Annotated in this window: 7 protein-coding genes; 3 read left to right on the top strand and 4 right to left on the bottom strand. The window is 65.6% G+C overall.

Annotation, left to right across the window (positions count from 1 at the left end; genetic code table 11):
- Positions 1-118 precede the first annotated feature (118 nt).
- Entirely contained in the window at positions 119-1,153 is a 1,035-nt protein-coding gene (locus tag ACLJEU_RS00615; RefSeq protein WP_414662570.1) for a substrate-binding domain-containing protein, read from the bottom strand.
- 166 nt (positions 1,154-1,319) lie between these two features.
- Between ACLJEU_RS00615 and ACLJEU_RS00610 the strand changes: the two genes are divergently transcribed.
- The 3 genes from ACLJEU_RS00610 (at position 1,320) to ACLJEU_RS00600 (ending at position 6,130) form a co-directional block, all read left to right on the top strand.
- Entirely contained in the window at positions 1,320-3,596 is a 2,277-nt protein-coding gene (locus ACLJEU_RS00610) for a TonB-dependent siderophore receptor (protein WP_414662569.1), read from the top strand.
- A 213-nt stretch (positions 3,597-3,809) separates the two neighbouring features.
- Positions 3,810-4,505: a trimeric intracellular cation channel family protein gene (locus ACLJEU_RS00605; protein ID WP_414662568.1), complete on the top strand. Its 696-nt coding sequence runs from the start codon at positions 3,810-3,812 to the stop codon at positions 4,503-4,505.
- Between the two features lie 149 nt (positions 4,506-4,654).
- Positions 4,655-6,130, top strand: coding sequence for a Gfo/Idh/MocA family protein (locus tag ACLJEU_RS00600; RefSeq protein WP_414662567.1), 1,476 nt, complete (start codon positions 4,655-4,657; stop codon positions 6,128-6,130).
- 221 nt (positions 6,131-6,351) lie between these two features.
- Here the strand turns inward: ACLJEU_RS00600 and ACLJEU_RS00595 are convergent, their stop codons facing one another.
- The 3 genes from ACLJEU_RS00595 to ACLJEU_RS00585 form a co-directional block, all read right to left on the bottom strand.
- A complete protein-coding gene (locus ACLJEU_RS00595) occupies positions 6,352-7,437 on the bottom strand; it encodes an adenylyltransferase/cytidyltransferase family protein (RefSeq protein ID WP_414662566.1) in 1,086 nt (361 codons plus the stop codon).
- A gap of 86 nt (positions 7,438-7,523) precedes the next feature.
- Positions 7,524-10,721 carry an efflux RND transporter permease subunit gene (locus tag ACLJEU_RS00590; RefSeq protein ID WP_414662565.1) on the bottom strand — a complete coding sequence of 1,066 codons (3,198 nt, stop codon included), beginning with the start codon at positions 10,719-10,721 and terminating at the stop codon, positions 7,524-7,526.
- Positions 10,722-10,749: 28 nt separating this feature from the next.
- A complete protein-coding gene (locus ACLJEU_RS00585; RefSeq protein WP_414662564.1) occupies positions 10,750-14,664 on the bottom strand; it encodes an efflux RND transporter permease subunit in 3,915 nt (1,304 codons plus the stop codon).
- Positions 14,665-14,677: the final 13 nt, after the last annotated feature.

The raw sequence follows: 14,677 nt of genomic DNA, 5'->3' as shown, positions 1-14,677 counted from the left end.
GCCCTGATTCGGGAAGAATCATAATAATGGCGGCAATCATGACGGAACGGAGGCTCATGCGAACGAGGTCGACGAGAACAACCGTCAGCCGGGTTGTCGAGGCCGGACTAACGAGGCCCTACCGCCCCGCCAACACCGTCGCGCGGAGCGTCGGTCCGTCCACCCACCGGGCGGCGAGTGCAATCGTCTTGGGATTGATCGGGACGCCATGCTCGTTGCGCTGTAACTGAGCCACCACCGACTCCACCGCCGCCGCGCCGAGAAACGCCGGCTGCAAGTCCAGCGCGGCGCAGGGAGCGGTGCGCTCCGTCCAGTTCAACTGCAGAAATCCCACGTCGCGCGGAATCCCGACTCCGGCCTCGCCCAGCCAGCGCGCAATCCTCTCCTGGATATGACCAATCACGACATCGGGACGGTGCAGCTGGAACCAGCCGAGAAACTCCTCGCGCGTCACCGCCGGGCGGAGAAGCACGGGCACTTCCCGGGTCATCGGCTGGCTCCGACAGAAACTGCCAAACGCCGCCGACCACCGGTGCATGAGTCGCTCATCGCGATCACCCGTGAGGACCAGCCCGGGCCGCGCATAACCCGCCGCCACCAGCCGCTCGAGCCCGCGAAACAGCGAGAGGTGATGATCCGGCAGCACGGTGTGCAGCGCGGGTGCGCTCAGGCAGTAATCCATGACGACCGACGCCAGCGGCGCCCAGTTGAGGGCGGAAAAGTCCCGCCGGTCGGCAAACGGCAGCACCACGACGCCCTGCACGCTGCGCGCCTGCAGGATCGCGTTGAGCCGCGCGAACGAGAGCTGCCGCGGGCCCACCCAGCACAGCTCCATGCTGTAACCCAATTCGCGCGCCCGGCGTTCCGCGCCCACGAACACCTCCCGATGGTACGCGTTCAGGACCGGTTTATCGTCGTCGGTGTGATTCACCGCGATCAGCGCGCCCTGAAAGCTGTCGTGCGACGATCGCCGCACCGCCGCCATCACCGAACGCACCAGCGGATTCGGCTGGTAACCGGCCACGCCCGCCGCCTGCTGCACCCGACGTTTCGTCTCCGGTACCACGCGCGGGCTGTCGCGCAACGCGAGCGACACTGTCGCCGCTGAGAGGCCTAGTTGGTGGGCGAGACTGCGAATCGAGGTTTGGGCCATGAATGGGGATGGCTCGCCGACCACCGGCGAGCACCCGATTCCCAAACCAAGATTCAGCGAAGTTAACTGTTTTATTCGGAAAAATTCGCCCCCGGCTTCTCCGTCGTCATGGTCGTGCCAACGATTGGCTCATTCCCACCAGAGCCTCGTTACCAACCAACCCCTCATGAACACCACACCGATGCCGCGACGCATCGTGGCTCTTGCCACGCTGCTTACGCTTCCCGCCAGCCTTGTCTTCGCCCAGCCGAAGACCGCCGCCTCCGACGAGACCATCAAGCTCTCGGAGTTTAACGTCTCCGCCGAACGTGCCTCCGGTTACCGCGCCCAGAGCGCCATCACCGCCACGGGCTTCGGTGCCAACATCCTCGACGTCCCCGTCACGATCAACGTCCTCACGGGCGAATTCGTGGCTGACGTCGGTGGCAGCCTCCAGAGCGAGGTCCTGCGCTACGTCCCGGGCGTCATCACCAACCCGAACTACGAGTCCTACATCAACATTCGCGGCTTCTCGGGTCTCCAATCCTACCGCAACGGCCAGTACCGGCGTCAGCTGTATTCGACCTGGGGCATGGATCGCATCGAGGTCATCAAGGGCTCATCCTCGATCTTCTTCGGTCTCGTCCGTCCGGGCGGCGTGGTGAACTACATCACGAAGAAGCCGAGCTTCAAATCCCAGGGCGGCGACGCCCGCGTGACCTTCGGCAGCTGGGACTTCAAGAAGGGCGAGCTCAACTACAACTACGGTGGCGAGGCCGTGGCGGCCCGCATCGGCGTCGGCGCGATCGATTCCGGCGGCTGGCGCAACGACGACTTCAAGAAGGAGCACTACCTCGGCGGCTCGGTCAGCTGGAAGGTGTTCAAGGACGGTCTCCTCTCGCTCGATCTCGAGACCGTGCGCCGCGTGAACCAGGACCGCGAATCCGCGGCCGTGCTGCGCACCAACTCGCGTTACTATGGCAACCCCGCCGCCATCGCCAGCGGCCTCGGCGCCCGCGCCTGGCTCAACGCCAACGGTCTCGCGAGCACGCCGACCTTCGACATCTTCGCCCCGGTCTTCGGCGGCGACGATCCGTACGGCCGCAAGGTCACGATGGGCAGGGAGACGTATTCGTTTTATGAATCCTACACGGCGGACCTCGAGTACACGCAGAAGATCGGCTCGAGCCTCGTGTACCAGCTGCAGTTCAACTTCGCGATCGACGACTTCGAGATCCTGCGCTCGATCGGCGGCGATCAGGAGCCGTTCGCCGATGGCACCGTGCGTTTCCGCTTCGGCAATTTCGCGAACTACCGCGACTCGTATAATTTCGACAACAAGTTCACCTACCGCCTCGCGCTCGGTGACACGAACCACACGATCTCGTTCGGCCAGGAATCGCAGCGCGTCTATCAGGACACGCCGGGCTGGTACGACACCGCCGGCCGCTTCCAGGATGGACGCTACGGTGCCTTCGCGGTGTGGAATCCCCGCACGCAGCCGCTGCGCAACGCCGCCCAGGAGCGCGCCGCCAGCCCCGAGACGTGGAACATCATGCGCCGCCGCGCGGAGAAGCTGATCGGCTACTACGTCGGCGTGCAGTCCGAATTCCTCGGCGGTCGCCTCCGGACCATCGTCGGCGGCCGCCGCAACGAATACACGCGCAACAGCTACTACGAGCGCAGCGTCGGCAACCCCGAGGGTGCCACGCCGAAGGCCAAGGCCACCACGCCGCTCTACGGCGCGCTCTTCAAGTTCACGCCGACGCTCTCCGGCTTCGCGATGTACTCCGAGTCGCTCGAGCCGCAGCTCGGCGCCGACGCCGACGGCCGCGGCCTCGATCCGGTGACGGGCAAGGGCTACGACATCGGTCTCAAGTCTTCGCTCCTCAATGGCAGCCTCGCCGGTTCCGTTTCGTTCTACGGCGTCAAACGCGAGGATCTTTCCTCCCGCGACAGCGCGCGTGAAGTTTCGACCGGCCGTCAGCCGTGGTTCATCTACGGCGACGCCGAGGAATCCCAGGGCATCGAAGTCGACCTGTCCTACAATCCGATGGCCAACTGGCAGATCATGTTCGGCTACTCGCACGCGACCAAGGCCGAGACCGTCAAGTCGACCACGCCCGCGCGCGTCGGCCTGCCCCTCGCCGCGTTCCCGAAGGATGTGCTGTCCATCTGGACCAAATACGATGTCCGCTCCGGCGCGTTGAACGGCTGGTCGTTCGGCGGCGGTCTCCGCGACAGTTCGTCCGTCGTGTTCGTTGCCGACCAGAACCTGACGGCCAAGATGCCCGCGTACACCACGGTGGACGCCATGGTGCAGTACCGCTTCAAGTTCAGCGGCCGCGATGTGCAGGCGCAGGTCAACGTGAAGAACATCTTCGACAAGGAATACCGCGAAGGCAGCTTCGGCGCCTTCGGCGATCCGCGCAGCTTCCTCGTGTCGCTGAGCACGAAGTTCTGATCGTAGTCGCAACCATCACCCCCTCGCAAACGCGGGACGCTTCGGCGTCCCGCGTTTTTTTATGGCCTGAACGATCCGCTCGACCAACGCCGTGGCTACGAGCGTGAGCGAGTGGCCTTTCGCCAGCGGGCAAAAAAACTACGACGGCTTCCACGCCCACTCGCTCACGCCCGTAGCCACCTGTCCCCTCGCGCTCGCACACACCGTGTTTCCTTGAGGAATCAGCGCACCCGTCCGACGCTGCCGGCGCCGATGTCGCCCGATGCCTTCCAGCTGCCAGTCTGGTTCGACCTGGCGGCCACGTTTGCCTTCGCCGTCACCGGCGCGCTCGCGGGCCTGAATCGCGGGTACGACATCGTGGGCGTCTTCGTGCTCGCACTCGTCTCGAGCATCGGCGGCGGCCTGATCCGCGACGGCATTTTTCTCCCGGGCAAGGAGCCGACGCCGCTGCTCACCGACGGACGCTACCTGCTGGTCGTCGTCGTGGCCACGGGTGTCAGCGCGCTTTTCGGCCGGCACGTGAAACGTTTCCATCGCGTCATCGCGTTGATCGACGCCGTCGGCCTCGGCGCCTACGCCGCGTTCGGCACGCAAAAATCCCTGCAGTTCGGCCTCGCCGTGCCCGCGGCCATTCTCATCGGCGTCATCAACGCCGCCGGCGGCGGATTGCTGCGCGACATCCTCACGCGGCAAGAGCCGCTCGTGTTCCGGCCCGGCCAGTTCTATGTGCTCACGGCAGTGGCCGGCGCGGTGACGTTTGTGTTTCTCAGCGTGCAGCTGGACCTCGACGCCACGCTCGCCGCCGTCATCGCGATCGTCGTGACCTTCACGTTTCGCGTGCTGACCATCGTCTTCAACTGGCGCACCACCGCACTCGCCGCCCCCTCCGAACGCGATCTGACCCCGTGAACAACGATCGCCCCTTGGGACCGCGACCGCCCCCGGTCGCACCTTGGTTCGACCCGAATGACCATCACCGTCCGCAGCGCTAACTTCACTCGCCGCCCTTCCCTTTCCACCGCCGAACCGCCACACTCCGCCTCTCGCTTCACCGTTCCATGAACTCCCTCACGCGCCGCACGTTTCTCCAAAAAACCACGCTCGCCGCCGGTGCCACGCTCGCCGCCAGCCGCGCGTTTCAGCCCTCGGCGCACGCAAGCGCCGCCGGCGCCAACGACACGGTGCGGCTCGGACTGATCGGCCTCAACGGCAAGGGCTCCGCGCATCTCAAGAATCTGCTCAAGATGCCGGGCGTGCGCGTCGCCGGTTTGTGCGACGTCGACCCGCGCGTGCTCGAGCGCGCCGCCGCCACGATGCCGGCCAACCAGCCCGCACCGTTCAAGACCACCGACGCCCGCGAGCTCATCGGCCGCGCCGACATCGACGCGGTGATGATCGTCACGAGCAACCACTGGCACGCGCTGCTCACGGTCTGGGCCTGCCAGGCCGGCAAGGACGTCTACGTCGAGAAGCCGATGTCGCGCACGGTCTGGGAAGGCCGCAAGATGATCGAGGCCGCTGCGAAGTATAACCGTATTGTACAAGTGGGGACGCACTATCGCTCCGAGACCGGCCTCGCCGACGCGATTCGTTACCTGCACGAAGGCCAGCTCGGAAAAATCAAACACATCCGCGCCATCGTCTACAACCTGCGGCTCTCCATCGGCCGCAAGCTGCCGTGGTATCCCGAGGGGCTGAATTACGATGTCTTCTGCGGCCCGACCCCGATGCGCCCGCTCGAGCGCAATAATCTCCACTACGACTGGCACTGGGAGTGGGACACCGGCAACGGTGAGCTCGGCAACAACGGCGTGCACGTCCTCGACATCGCGCTCCGCATCGCGAAGCACAACGCCGCCCCGCGCCGCATCGTCAGCTTCGGCAACCGCTACGGCATCGACGACGTCGCGCAGACGCCGAACACGCACGTGGCGGTCTACGACTACCCGGAAATTCCGCTGCTCTTCGAGCACCGCGCGCTCCCGGCCAAGCCCGGCGTCTCGTACATGGATCAACACGGCGGCATGCGCACCGGCGTCGTCGCGCATTGCGAAGGCGGATACTTCTCCGGCCTCATCGGCGGCACCGCGTACGATCCGAGCGGCAAGGTGATCAAGAAATTCGCGGGCGACGGCGGCGGCACGCACGTGAAGAACTTCTTCGACGCCGTGCGCTCGCGTCGCAAGCAGGACCTCGCCGCGCCGGTGGAGACGGGCCACATTTCCGCGTCGCTCTGCCATTTCGGCAACATCTCCTACCGCGTCGGCGCGCCCGCCGCCACGGCGAGGATCGACGAGACGCTCGGCGCGTTTCTCGCCGCCAGCGAAATCCACCGCGAACTGCAGACGCATCTCGGCGTGCACGGCATCGACGTGGCGAAGCAGCCGTTCCGCCTCGGCCCGTGGCTCAATCTCGACGCCATCGGCGACGGCATCACCAGTCTGGATACGCCCGACGACACCGCGCTCGCCCGCGCTCGCTTCCTCCTCAAGGAAACGCAGCGCCCGCCGTACGTGATTCCGGAACAGGTGTGAGGCGTCCTCTGCTCCCGCAGCCACGGGCGTAAGCGGAGCGGACTCACGTCCGCGAAAGCATCGTTGGTGGCTACGAGCACCCGCGAGTGGCGCGTCTTCCCGTCGTCCCGTCGTCCGTCACTCGTCGGCCACTCGCGGGCGCTCGTAGCCACAACCCCTGATCAACTCCACCCTCACTTACCGGCGGCGGCACTGACATCCTGCCACCGTCACCCGGCATCCTATCGCGTCGCGACAAAAGGCTCGATCGGCCGGAAGCCCGCTTGCGCGCACGCGGCGTCGCGCGCGGCCGGCTCAGCGAACACGTACGCCGCGTAGCCACCGAAACCACCGCCGCAATATTTCGCGGCCAGCATCCCGGGGATCTCCGCCGGCAGCGCCGCCATGCCTTCCGCCCGCTGCACCGCGTACGACTGTCGGACCGCCTCGGCGATGCCCGTGAGGCTATTCGACCACACGGCGTCGCGGGCGGTCGCGCCCGCTCGCGCAATCGCGTCGTAGTCGCGCGCACCGGCCACGATCCCGGGCGTGTCGTGAGAAACGCCCGTCCAGTATAACGCCAGACGGCCGCGCAGGAAATCCCCGCTGGTCTTCACCTCGAGCACCGGACGCTGGCCGCTGCGCCAGACACAGAGTCCGGTTTCCGCAATGACCGCGGGATCCTGCCAGCCCACGCCGAGATCGAGCTCGGAGCCCACGCCGTCGCGACCATTGAGCAGCGCCCACGCGCCGGATCCGCCGAGGCCGGCGTTCCGTTCATACGGCCACTCGCGCAACGACACCGTCGGCGAGATCGCGCAGTTGACGATATACGCGCCATCGCGCGCCAGCCGCGGCACATCGAGCCAGCCGCCGCCGAAATCGACGCGCAATGGCGCGACTTCGGGCGCGCGGATGAACTTCACGATCTGCGTGGTCGAGATCGGCGGGAACTGCGGCGGCGTCTTTGGCATCACCACATAACGTGCGCCGACTTCGGCGCAGAGCGCGCGCTTGAGCGGGCCGTACTTGTCGTCGTCGGTGACGGCGAGGATGTCCGGCCTCACTCGGAGGAAGTGCTCCTTGAAATCGATGCCCTCGTCATGTCCCTGGCCGATCACGACCTCGTCAACCGTGGCCAGCGCCGCAATCAACGCCCGCTTGTGCTCGTCGGGCAGCGAGCTGCGCCGCTGCTTGTGCAGCCACAGGACGTCATTGGACGCAAAACACACGGTCAGGTGATCGCCGAGCGCGCGCGCCTCGCGGAAGAACTGCACGTGGCCCGCGTGCAGGATGTCGTAACAGCCGGAGACGAAAACGCGGATCATGGAGAAAGGAGTCGCCAAGCTCGGGCGGCGGCGTGCGACGCGTCAACCTGCGAATTGACCGCGACGGGGCGCAGCGTGACGCCGGATCAGTCCACGCGATTCGCGCGACCAACGCCCGCGGCCGCACCCGCGCCTGGCGCGGGCTCATCGCGCCGGCCGAAGGCCGATCGCCACACGCGCGCCGCGTGTTCGCGCAAATCGTCGAGCAGCGTATAAAACAGCGGCACCACCACGAGGGTGAGCACCGTCGACATGATCAACCCGCCGATCATGGTGCGCCCGAGCGGGGCGTACGGCATGCCGATGACCTTCGAATTGCCGACCGCCATCGGGATCATGCCCGTCACAGTCGTGAGCGTGGTCATCATGATCGGCCGGAAGCGGTGGCGGCCGGCTTCCATCAACGCCTGGAAGCGGGGCTTGCCCTCGGCGCGGAGCCGATTGGCCATGTCGACGAGCACGATCGCGTTGTTCACGACGACACCGACCAGGATCACGACGCCAATCTTGGCCATCATGTCCAACGGCGTCGTCGTCAGATAGAGCATCCAGTACACGCCAAGCATCGAGAACGGCACCGCGATCAGGACGGCCAGCGGCAGCACGAACGATTCGAACAGCAGCCCCATCAGGAGAAACACGAAGACCACGGCGAGGCCGAGCGCGAACATCATCGCCTGCTGCGCCTCGTCGTTTTGCGTGAAGTACCCGCCCTTGTCGAAGCGGTAGCCGCGCGGCATGTCGAAACCCTCCATCGCCTTGTCGATCGCCGCAAAGAGCGTGCGCGAATCCTGTCGGGGCGCCCGCGCCGTGATCCGCATGATCGTCTGCCGCGCCTCGCGTTGAATCTGCGACATCGCCTTGGAGACGTTCAGATTCGAAATCGCCTCGAGCGGCACCTCAACGCCGCTGTCGGTGAGAAAGGTCATGCTGCGCACATCATCGAGACCGGTGCGGTCGGCCTCGCCGAGTTGAGCGTAAATTCGCATCTCGCGTCCGTCCGGCACCGGCATCCGCCCGAGCTCGAGGCCGCGCATCGTCTGGCTGATCGTGCTGGAAACCGCCTGCGGATTGATGCCCAGGCGGCGGGTGCGATCGCGATCCAGGACGATCTGCAGCTCCTGTCCGCCGCGTTCCATGTCGGTGTCGACCGAAAGCAGGCCCGGGATGGAGCGCAAACGACGCACCGCTTCCTCAGCCAGGCCAATCAGCGTCGTCGTATCCTCGCCATAGAGCGTGAAGGAGAGAAACGAGTCCTGGTTGGCGCCGGTGTTGCGCTGGATGGAGCGCGAGACGACGCCCGGGGGAATCGGAAAATTGTCGCGGAAGTGCGCCTCGATGCCGAGCCGGTCCATCGGCGGCTTGGCGAGATCGAGCTTGAGCAGCAGCGATTCCCACGCCGCCACATACCACGCGGAGTTGGCGTTATCCTGCAGCCGCAGCTGGATGCGACCGTTGTTGTTCCGGAAACGAGTCTCGAATCGCTGGAGGTTGTAGAGCTTGGAGTGGACCTTGAGAAACTCCTCGGCGCTGGTGAAGAACTCATCCGTCTGTTCGAGCGTGTTGCCACTGGGCAGATCGAAGTAGAGGTACATCGAGCTGGCGCTGCTGCCGCCACCCATGCCGCCACCACCGGCCCGGGGCAGGTTGTTGTACGGGTACCACATCGTGGCCACCGCGGCGATGACGACGATGGAGGCATCCAGCCGATGGGTGAGCACCCAGTGCAGCGCGCGGCAATACGTCTCGCGCAGCCACCTGATCACGCGCAACTCACCGTGGTGACGGCGGCGCGAAAACCGTTGCGCCGCCAGCGGCACGAACACCAGCGCGATGAAGAGCGACGCCACCAGCGACACGATCACCGGGATGCCGATGCGATACATCCAGAACGAGAAGTCCTGCGCCCGGCCCATCAGGATGAGCGGGAGAAACACCACGATGCTCGTGCAGGTCGACATGATGACCGCGAGCCCGACTTCGCCGGCACCGCGGATGGAGGCGACCCCGGCCTCCTCCCCCTCCTGGCGAAGACGATAGATGTTTTCCACAATCACGATCGCGTTGTCCACGACCATGCCCACCGCGAGCAGCAGGCCCATCATCGTCGCCATGTTCAGCGACCAGCCCATGAAGAAAAGCACGATGACGGTGCACAGCAGCGACAGCGGAATCGCCATCGTGAGGATGCCCGTCATGCGGGGCGCCCGAAGAAACGTATAGATGACGAGCGCGGCGAAGATGCCGCCGAACAGCCCCGCCTCCTTGAGTTGATCGATCGCGTCCCGCACCTCCTTGCCCTGGTCGTAGAAGATCTCGAAATTCATCCCGGCCAGCTGCGGCATCGTCTTCAGCTCCTTCAAGGTGTCGCGCACCTCGCGGCTGATGCGGTCGATGTTGCCGCTCGACTCGCGGGTGATTTGGAGCCCAATCGCGGGCTGGCGGTCCACCCGGTAGACCCATTCGCGCCGGGGGAGGCGCAGGGAGACGTTGGCCACATCCGCCAGCCGCAGGCCGCGGACCGGATCGATGATCAGCGAGCCGATCTGCTCGACCGAGCTGAAGCGTCCGAGGGACCGCACGTAGATCTTGCGCCCGGCTTCGTACACATAGCCGCCGGACAGCGCGAGGTTCTGGCTGCGCAATGCGTTCGTCATCGCCGTGACGTCGATGCGATGGCTGCGCAACCGCTCGTCGAGCAGTTCCACCGTGATCTCGCGCGACTGCACGCCCCAGATATCGACATTGCCCACGCCATCGATGCGCTGCAGCGCGGGCTTGACGAAATTCTCCAGCCGGTACGCCGCATCGTCCATGTCCCGTGGCAGCTGCGCCACGAGGTTCATCATCGGCTCGTTGGACTGATCGTAGCGCCGGATGTAGATGCGATCGACGTCGTCCGGCAGCAACGGCTTCACGCGATCCAGCCGGTCACTGAGTGCCGCATAGGCGGAGCGGAGGTTGGTGCCCGTGTGAAACTCGACCCGCGTGTACGAATAGCCGGTGCTCGCGTAACTCGAGACGCGTTTCACATCCGGCACCGTGCCGATGATGTCCTCAATTTTGCGCGTGATCTTTTCCTCGATGTCACGCGGCGAGGCATTCGGATACTGGACGCTGACGTGCAGCTGGGTGCTTTCGTGACCCTCGGGATACAGCGCGAGCGGCACTCGCGTGTACGCGATGTAGCCGACCACGATGATCGCGAGCAGGATCATCAGCACCGTCACCGGCCGGGTGACGGAGAAGCGCGGAATCGCGGTCGTGAACGGCTCGCGGGGCATCAGCTTACGGGGAAGGCGGCCTCGGCTCTCATTTGGCGAACGGTTCCGGCTGGGGCTCGCCGGCCACGGTGCCCGAACCGGGAATGACCACCGGCCGGTTCGACGTGAACTGATAGTAGAGGGTCGGAATCACGACGAGCGTGAGCAACGTCGCGGTTGAAAGGCCCACGATGACCGTGATCGCCATGGGCGCGCGGATTTCCGCACCTTCGCCGATGCCGAGCGCCATCGGAATCAGGCCCACGATGGTCGTCAGCGCCGTCATCAGAATCGGGCGCAACCGGGCGCGGCCGGCCTCGACAATCGCCTCGACCTTCGCGACGCCGCGTCCGCGCAGCGTGTTGATGTAGTCGATGAGCACGATGGCGTTGTTCACGACGATGCCGACGAGCAGGATGAGGCCGAGGTACACCATGATGGTGACGGGGATCGCCGCGAGCCACAGCACGAGCACGACGCCGATCATGGCGAGGGGCACCGTCGTCATGATCAGCAACGGCTGCACGAGGGACTCGAACTGGCTCGCCATCACGATGTACACGAGAAACACGGCGAGGCCGAAGGCCAGCAGCAGGCTGTTGAGCGACGTCTTCATCTCCTGATTCTGCCCCGCGAGGGCGTAGGAGAACCCGGGCGGAAACGTGATCGTCTCCATCGCAGTCACAATGTCACGTGACACCGTGGACAAGTCGCTGCCGCGGATATTTCCCGTGATGAGCGCGGTGCGCTGCTGGTCGACGCGGCGGATCTCGCTCGGGCCCTCGTTGATGGTGAGCGTGGCGACGGAATCGAGCGTGACGGGGACGACGCCGTTCGGGTTGACGATGAGCCGGCGGAGTTCCTCGAGACCGAAACGATCTTCCTCCCGCAGTCGCACCACGATGTCGATCAGCTGGTCGTCCTGCCGGAATTCCGTGGCCACGCGCCCCTGGACCTTGTTGCGCACGAGGTCGGCGACGTTGCGCAGGCTGAGGTTGAGCTCGGCGAGCCGGTCGCGGTTGTAGATCACCTGGATTTCCGGATGGCCGGACTGAAGGCTCGAACGGATGTCGACCAAACCGGGCACCGCGGTCGAGAGCACCGACTCGGCCTCCCGCGCCATCCGCTTGAGCGTCGTGAGCTCGTGCCCGCGCACCTCCACTTCAATGGGACTCTTGAAACTGAAAAGCGACGGATACGAGACCTCCATCTTCATGTCAGGCGTGTGGAGAAACTCCGCCCGGATCCGATCGATGAGGGCGATTTCATCCGCCGCCGTAAGATCCGGCTTCATGCGCACGGTCAGCTTCGCCGTATGCTCGCCCGCTTCGATCGACGTACTCGCGCCTTCCTCGGCTCCGACCGTCAGCGAAGTGCGGGCGACTTCCGTCTGCCGGAGCACCACCTGGTCGACGCGGGCCGCCACTTCCCCGGTTTTCTCGAGCGGCGTGCCGATCGGCAGCACGATATCGAGGTTGAATTCGCCCTGGTGCACCTGAGGAATCAGATCGCTGCCCACGCGGGGCAGCACGAGTACGGCGCTGATGACCACGGCGGCAAACGACCCGCCGAGCACCGCCAGCCGGTTCCGCAACGCCGCGTGGAGCAGCGGCGGATAGTTGTTCTGCAGCCAGGCATTCGCGCGCTCAAACCAATGCAGGCCCGCCGATGTTCCCGGCGAGAGCATGAGCACAGAAGCGCGAAAGACGCCGATGGCAGCCTGAGCCGCCATGAGAATGAGCGCCTGCAGCACGGTGCCGACGACGCGAAACGCCACCTCCACCACGAAACGTCCAGCCTGGAAAGCCAGGCCCAACGCGGCCGGCACCAGGCGCAACGGCATCCAACCGCGGGGACGAGCCAGGAACCAAGTCACGATCCTGCCGGCGCTGCCCGCGAAATGGCCGGGCGCGGCGAACGCCAGCAGCCGCGGCCAGACGCGACCGCCCTGCACCGGGCCCAGCCGATCCCCGGCGGCCCACTGCTGCAGCCGGGCCCAGCGGCCGGCCGTCGCCGGATGCGGCCGCGGAAAGAGCACGGAGCTGAGCGGGAAAATCACCGGCCAAAGCGCGACGGCCGTCAGGACCAGCAGTCCCTTCACGATGGCTGCGACGCTCACCGCGAGACCGAATCCAAGCCGCCCGAGAACGATCACGCCCAGTCGCCACGGATGGGCGAAGCGCGCGGTGCCATGCTGCGGGGAAGGCGGAAAACGCAGGTATCCACTTTCCCGCCACGGCGTGGTCGTGCCTTCCGGTCCGGCCAGACCCGCCGCACCGCCGGCCGCGAGGGACGCGAGCATCGGAATCAGGTAGAGCGCCGCGATCAGCGAGGCGATCTGCGAAAACACGACGGCGAGCGCCATGTCGCCGAACATCTGACCGGCAACGCCCTCGACAAACACGATTGGGAAAAACACGGCCACGGTCGTCAGCGTCGAAGCCACGACCGGCATCGCCACCTCGCTCGTGCCGCGCACGACGGCGGTCACCGCATCGTCACCCTCCTCGCGACAGCGATACACGCTCTCGAGCACGACGATCGCGTTGTCCACCAGATTGCCGACGCCCAGCGCGAGACCGCCGAGCGAAATGATGTTCAGCGTGATGCCCGACATGTGCATCGGCGCGAACGTGGCGAGGATCGAAATGGGAATGCAGAGGCTGACGATGACCGTCTGCGTGACATTGCGCAGGAAAAGGTAGAGCACGACGATCGCGATCAGGCCGCCGAAGATCGCGTTGTCCTTCACTTCGTCGATCGAATTTTTGATGAACACCGATTGATCCGAGAGCAGCTGCAGCGTCGCGCCAGGCGGAAGCTGATACGCGAGAAAATCCGTCAGCCGGCGGCGATCGATGACCTGCTGCGCCTGGCTCCGCGCCGCGGCGGCGAGATCGAGCGGACCCTGCTTGCGCTTCGCGGACGGTGGCGCTCCCGCCTTGGCCTTGCCCTTGACCCCCGGAACGGGCGCCGTGACGGCCGCCGGGTTCTTCAGGTTCTCGACATAGGCCTGCTGCTCCGCGCTGCCGAACAGCGCCTCCTTCACCGTGGCGGCGACGACCAGCACGTTGGCGTCGGCCTCCTTGAACACCTCGATTTCGACGCTCTCCTGCCCGTTCACGCGCGTCAGGACCTGGCGGTCTTCGTGGAAGCGCGTGATGGTCGCGATGTCGCGCAGACGGATGTCGACGTTGTTCTGCCGGCCCACGATCAGCTGCCCGATCTCCTCGACCGAGCGGAACTCGTTCAAGGTGCGGATGAGATACTCGGTCTGACCTTCGCGCAGGTTGCCGCCGGAGAGGTTCACGTTGCCCTGCTGCAGCCGCGTCGCGATCTGCGTGATGTCGAGCTTGAGCGTGGAGAGTTTGCTCTCCTCGAGCGCGACCAGGAACTGCTCCTCGAGTCCGCCCTTGATCTGGATGGCGGCCACGCCCGGGAGCGACTCGATCTTCCGCTTCACCTCATGGTCGGCGAGGTGGCGGAGTTCATACAGCGACTGGGGCCCGGCGAGACCCACGCGCAGGATGGGATCGAGCGACGGATCGTAGTGCAGCAGCAACGGACGCTGCGCGCCGTCCGGCAGCCGGATGCGATCGATCTTCTCGCGGACTTCCTGCGCGACCAGATCCATGTCGGTCTTCCACTGGAACTCGAGCAGCACATCGCACTGCGAGGCTTTGGAGATGGAGCTGATCGAAACCAGTTTCGGGATGATGCCGAGCTGCTGCTCCAGCGGCCGCGCCACGACATTTTCCATGTCCTCGGGCGCGGTGCCCGGATAAACCGTGCGCACCGTGAGCGTTGGATAGCTCATGTTCGGCATGAGCGTCAGCGCCAGCCGCTGGTAGGAAACAAAGCCGAACACGCCCACCGCCAGCGTGACCATCAGGATCGCGACCGGCCGCCGGACCACGAGGGCGAAGTGCGAGTCGTCGAGACGAAACCGGGGACGCGTGCTCATGCGGCGATCTCAG

The sequence above is a fragment of the Terrisphaera buseokensis genome (assembly GCF_047521145.2).
GTDB lineage: Bacteria > Verrucomicrobiota > Verrucomicrobiia > Opitutales > Opitutaceae > ER46.
This window is presented reverse-complemented; position numbering and strand designations above follow the sequence as displayed.

Coding starts and splice junctions, on each gene's coding strand:
- ACLJEU_RS00615 (WP_414662570.1), bottom strand. CDS start 1,153: ATGGCCCAAACCTCGATTCGCAGTCTCGCCCACCAACTAGGCCTCTCA.
- ACLJEU_RS00610 (WP_414662569.1), top strand. CDS start 1,320: ATGAACACCACACCGATGCCGCGACGCATCGTGGCTCTTGCCACGCTG.
- ACLJEU_RS00600 (WP_414662567.1), top strand. CDS start 4,655: ATGAACTCCCTCACGCGCCGCACGTTTCTCCAAAAAACCACGCTCGCC.
- ACLJEU_RS00595 (WP_414662566.1), bottom strand. CDS start 7,437: ATGATCCGCGTTTTCGTCTCCGGCTGTTACGACATCCTGCACGCGGGC.
- ACLJEU_RS00590 (WP_414662565.1), bottom strand. CDS start 10,721: ATGCCCCGCGAGCCGTTCACGACCGCGATTCCGCGCTTCTCCGTCACC.
- ACLJEU_RS00585 (WP_414662564.1), bottom strand. CDS start 14,664: ATGAGCACGCGTCCCCGGTTTCGTCTCGACGACTCGCACTTCGCCCTC.